Source organism: Streptomyces sp. SAS_270 (genome assembly GCF_052543295.1).
Genome location: NZ_JBMNDS010000191.1, coordinates 1 through 1,003, shown reverse-complemented (window position 1 = coordinate 1,003; position 1,003 = coordinate 1). Strand labels below are relative to the sequence as shown.

At 64.6% G+C, this 1,003-nt stretch carries 1 protein-coding gene; it reads left to right on the top strand.

The window, feature by feature from the left end; genetic code table 11:
- On the top strand, positions 1-897 hold an 897-nt coding region (locus ACN6LB_RS45840; protein ID WP_445031104.1), incomplete at its 5' end, for an HNH endonuclease.
- Between the last annotated feature and the right edge of the window lie 106 nt (positions 898-1,003).

Sequence of the window (1,003 nt, the reverse complement as noted above, 5' to 3'; positions counted from 1 at the left end):
GTGCGCTACGCCGACGACACCCTGCTCGGGTTCGCCGGACCAAAGGCAGAGTCCGAGGAAATCAAGAAGCGTTTGGCTCAATTCCTGCGAGACGAACTCAAGTTGGAACTGTCGCCGGAGAAGACGCTCATCACACACGCCCGTACAGGGGCGGCGAGGTTCCTCGGCTACGACATCACCGTGCACCACAACGACCGCAAGATCTCCGGCAGGCGTCGGTCTGTCAATGGGACGATCGGTCTGCGTGTCCCCCGTTCGGTGGTAGTTGCCAAGCAGGCCCGGTACATGCGGCGCGGCAAACCCGCGCGTCGGCCCGAAGTGTTGAACCAGGACGACCACGTCATCATCAGCACCTACGGGTCGGAGTACCGCGGCATCGTCCAGTACTACCTGCTGGCCGGCGACGTCTTTCGACTCGCCCGGCTGCAATGGGTCATGGAGACCTCGATGCTGATGACGCTTGCCAACAAGCACCGCTCGTCGGTGTCGAAGGTGGCCCGCAAGTACGCGGCCACCATCGAGACGCCGCACGGGCCGCGCAAGTGCTTCGAGGCCCGCGTCGAACAGCCAGGCAGGAAGCCTCTGGTCGGACGGTTCGGCGGGATTCCGCTGAGACAGAACAAGAAGGTGGTCATCACCGACCGCCAGCTGGCCCCGGTCAACATCAAACGCAAGGAGCTGGTTACCCGGCTCCTCGCGGGACGATGCGAGGCATGTGGGCACGTCGACGAGGTGGAAGTCCACCACGTCGCCAAGCTCGCAGACCTCGGAAGGTCCGGCGACCGGCCGCCGTGGGCAGATCTCATGGCCGCGAGGCACCGCAAAACCCTTGTGGTCTGCGGAAACTGCCACGCGGACATCCACGGGAGAAGATCCGTCGCAGCACTCACGGAGTAGTCACTGGAGAGCGACGTGCGGGGAAAGCTCGCATGCGTCGTTCGGGCTGGGGGCCGTGGGAAAAGGGCCTGCTCAGCAGGCACCTCGCCGACGGCCCACCAGTACC